Source organism: Arthrobacter liuii, assembly GCF_014639275.1.
GTDB classification, from domain to species: domain Bacteria; phylum Actinomycetota; class Actinomycetes; order Actinomycetales; family Micrococcaceae; genus Arthrobacter; species Arthrobacter liuii.
This window is the reverse complement of record NZ_BMFW01000079.1, coordinates 1-1,061: the sequence shown is the minus strand read 5'-3', so window position 1 is coordinate 1,061 and position 1,061 is coordinate 1. Positions and strand designations below refer to the sequence as shown.

Below are 1,061 nucleotides of genomic sequence, written 5' to 3'. Positions count from 1 at the left end.
GGAGGGGATCGGGGCCGCAGAGACCAGGGGGAAGCGACTGTTTACTAAAAACACAGGTCCGTGCGAAGTCGCAAGACGATGTATACGGACTGACTCCTGCCCGGTGCTGGAAGGTTAAGAGGACCGGTTAGCCTGTAAGGGCGAAGCTGAGAATTTAAGCCCCAGTAAACGGCGGTGGTAACTATAACCATCCTAAGGTAGCGAAATTCCTTGTCGGGTAAGTTCCGACCTGCACGAATGGAGTAACGACTTCCCCGCTGTCTCAACCATAAACTCGGCGAAATTGCAGTACGAGTAAAGATGCTCGTTACGCGCAGCAGGACGGAAAGACCCCGAGACCTTTACTATAGTTTGGTATTGGTGTTCGGAGTGGCTTGTGTAGGATAGGTGGGAGACGTTGAAGCCCGGACGCCAGTTCGGGTGGAGTCATCGTTGAAATACCACTCTGGTCACTTTGGACATCTAACTTCGGCCCGTAATCCGGGTCAGGGACAGTGCCTGATGGGTAGTTTAACTGGGGCGGTTGCCTCCTAAAAAGTAACGGAGGCGCCCAAAGGTTCCCTCAGCCTGGTTGGCAATCAGGTGTCGAGTGTAAGTGCACAAGGGAGCTTGACTGTGAGAGAGACATCTCGAGCAGGGACGAAAGTCGGGACTAGTGATCCGGCGGTACATTGTGGAATGGCCGTCGCTCAACGGATAAAAGGTACCTCGGGGATAACAGGCTGATCTTGCCCAAGAGTCCATATCGACGGCATGGTTTGGCACCTCGATGTCGGCTCGTCGCATCCTGGGGCTGGAGTAGGTCCCAAGGGTTGGGCTGTTCGCCCATTAAAGCGGTACGCGAGCTGGGTTTAGAACGTCGTGAGACAGTTCGGTCCCTATCCGCTGCGCGCGCAGGAAATTTGAGAAGGGCTGTCCTTAGTACGAGAGGACCGGGACGGACGAACCTCTGGTGTGTCAGTTGTACTGCCAAGTGCACCGCTGATTAGCTACGTTCGGATGGGATAACCGCTGAAAGCATCTAAGCGGGAAGCTCGCTTCGAGATGAGATTTCCATACAC

Annotated in this window: 1 rRNA gene; it reads left to right on the top strand. The window is 54.5% G+C overall.

Annotation, left to right across the window (positions count from 1 at the left end):
• A 23S ribosomal RNA gene (locus IEW19_RS23145) occupies positions 1–1,061 on the top strand; the annotation flags it as partial.